This window comes from bacterium (assembly GCA_020440705.1).
GTDB lineage: Bacteria > Krumholzibacteriota > Krumholzibacteriia > LZORAL124-64-63 > LZORAL124-64-63 > JAGRNP01.
On the sequence record JAGRNP010000375.1, the window covers coordinates 1 to 544 of the forward strand.

General features: G+C 64.7%; 1 protein-coding gene. It reads right to left on the reverse strand.

Annotated features, from left to right (window positions below; all coding sequences use genetic code 11):
• On the reverse strand, positions 1-544 hold a 544-nt coding region (locus KDM41_18875; GenBank protein MCB1185489.1), incomplete at both ends, for an inorganic phosphate transporter.

The window sequence follows — 544 nt, forward strand, 5'->3', positions numbered from 1 at the left end:
CTCGGACGCGAACAGGGTGAGCACGATGGATTGCGCCACAACCACTACCCAGGCCGCGATCGGCGACAGCGGCATGATCCCGTCGCCGACGGTCATCATCACCCGTTTGGAATAGGTGAACACGCCGACGCCGATGGCCAGCGCGCCGACCAGAAAGAGCTGCTGGATGCCGGAGACGGTGTAGCCGACGAGGCTGAAATCGGTGAACGGAGAGGCCGGTACGAAGACACCCATGACGTTGGCGATGTTGTTGGCGCCGAGCGAGTAGGCCCCGAAAGCGCCGGCCAGCAGCAGGCCGATCCGGGTCAACAGATCGCGCCGCACGATGTGAAGTCTGGCATGGGCCAGGTATTTCTGCACGCCGAGGTAGATCGGCGCGGCAAGGGCAGCGGCGAGCACCGGGCAGGCCACCCAGGTCAGCACGATCTTGACCAGCGCGTTCGCATCGGTGACCGACCCGGTAAACAGTTTCCAGCCGATGATCGCGCCGACGATCGCCTGGCCGGTCGAGACCGGCAGACCGGCCTTGGTCATCAGATAGACG